The 2,245-nt window shown below is 28.5% G+C and carries 2 protein-coding genes; both read left to right on the forward strand.

Going from position 1 to position 2,245, the window contains the following annotated elements; genetic code table 11:
- Window positions 1-514: 514 nt before the first annotated feature.
- Window positions 515-1,288: an HAD-IIB family hydrolase gene (locus tag CD127_RS11900; protein ID WP_103366825.1), complete on the forward strand. Its 774-nt coding sequence runs from the start codon at window positions 515-517 to the stop codon at window positions 1,286-1,288.
- A gap of 84 nt (window positions 1,289-1,372) precedes the next feature.
- Window positions 1,373-2,245, forward strand: an 873-nt coding sequence (locus tag CD127_RS11905; RefSeq protein ID WP_103366826.1) for an ABC transporter substrate-binding protein, incomplete at its 3' end; no start/stop codon positions are given.

Raw genomic sequence — 2,245 nt, forward strand, 5'->3', positions numbered from 1 at the left:
TCGTGGGCTCGGAGATGTGTATAAGAGACAGATTATATACATATTATATTTAAATGTATTACTAGCTTAGCAACTCCAAATATAACTTTATATAATAACGAAGTTTGGTGCTTTGTTGCGTTTAAACTTAGCATATTTATATACGTATAAAAATATTAGTTGTTAATCAAATCTGGATTAGAACTGAAAAGCAAAATTTAACTTAGTAGATATGAACATAAATAAGATAACTGTACATAAGAGATAATAAAAATGCTCAGAAATCGTCCTGACAGCGTCTATAAATACAAGATATTTGTTAATCAATATTTTAGTTTACATAATATATATTATAGGAAGTTATGTATTGAGCTTTAGGGGAGCTATCCTTTTACCATATTTCAGTTTAATTAACTGTTTAGTTTACTATCAATTATTTGGCGATTATCCATTTGCTAAGCTCTAGCAAGTTATTAATACATTTTATGATAATATCTATACATATATACACTATATAAAGGAGTTTATATTACATATGAATTTAGTTTTTGATATTGATGGCACAATATGCTTTGATGGACAGCAAATTGACGAAGAAATAACTCGAAGATTAACTAGTTTACATAACGTAGGACATAGAATTATTTTTGCATCGGCAAGACCAATACGCGACTTACTTCCAATTTTGCCAAAAGCCTTTCATGATATGTCATTAATTGGTGGCAATGGTTCAATTATTTCTGAAAAACAAACAATTCAAACTTTAGCTACTATATCTCATACAGATTTTCAAATTATTAAAGACGTTATCAAAAAGTATGATTTAAATTATATAATCGATGATGAATGGGATTATGCTGCTAATGTTAGTGCTACGAATGAAATTTACAAACGTTTAGATCCATTACATTTAGCACAAAAACAATCTATAGACGTAATAACTTCACCTATTAAAGTTATATTGTTGAATATATCAACGCAGCATTTCGAAGCTATTGCAACACATTTAAGTGAAAAAGCGCCCCATTTATCTTTAATTAATCATTCAAATGAACTAAATATAGATATTACTGCGCAACACATCAATAAATATACTGCTATTGAGTATATACTTGGCACAAACCCAGTGTATATTGCCTTTGGTAATGACCATAATGATATTACGATGTTGAACAATGCTGAGACGGGTTATTTTGTTAATAATAAGGCGCTTAATCTCCCTATTTTTGAAAATAATTATAAATTAAATTCTATAGAGCCGAATGCAGCCTCAATATGTAAAATACTTGATCAACTACTGGATAGTTAAAATTTTTGATTAATAATTAGCCAAATTATAATTGAAAATGATTATCACTTTCAATTATAATAGTGTATTATAAGGAGGTTAATTATGAATAAAGTTATTAAATATATTTTATGTATTGCATCTATCTTAATTATTCTTTCAGCTTGTGATAAAGATTCTAAGAGTAATACGAATAAAAAGACAATTACTATTAACAATACATATGAATTTAGAGCTGATAAAACTAATAAAGGTAAAGGCGAAATGCAAAATAATAAAGTCGAGGTGCCAATAAACCCTACACGTGTTGCTGTAATGGATTATGGAGCTTTAGATATTATGAAACAAATGGGATTAGAAAATAAAATTGTCTCTATTTCTAAAGGAAAAGGAATGGCATTTCTACCCCACTCTCTAGAAGAATTTAAAGACAACAAATACATAAATTTAGGTAATCCTGGCCAACCTGATTATAAGGCATTAGCTAAATCTAAACCCGAAATTATTTTTACATCTTTTAGACAAGCACATACTAAAACATTGGATGAACTTAAAAAGGCAGCGCCTAATGCTAAAATAGTGTTTATTAGCCCAAATAATAGCGATTATATAGCTTCAATTAAAGAAAGTACCACGATTATTGGTAAAATTTTTGAAAAAGAAGATAAAGCTAAACAACTTAACGCGGAATTAACTAGAAAAGTTGAAGAAGTTAAAAAAACAGTAGATAATAGCAAAGTTTTATTTTTAAGTGTTGATGATAAAGGAATCAAAGCTTTCAACGCTACTGGGCGCTTTGGTGGATTTTTAACACGTGATTTAGGGATTAAATATGCAGATACAGCGATGAAAGAAAATGTCGGTGGGAATTTAATCAGTTATGAATATTTAAATAAAGTGAATCCTGATAAGTTATATGTTATTGACCGTAGTAATAATGGTACAGATAAGCAACTTCCGAAATTATTACATACAGAT

The organism is Staphylococcus petrasii, from assembly GCF_002902565.1.
GTDB lineage: Bacteria > Bacillota > Bacilli > Staphylococcales > Staphylococcaceae > Staphylococcus > Staphylococcus petrasii.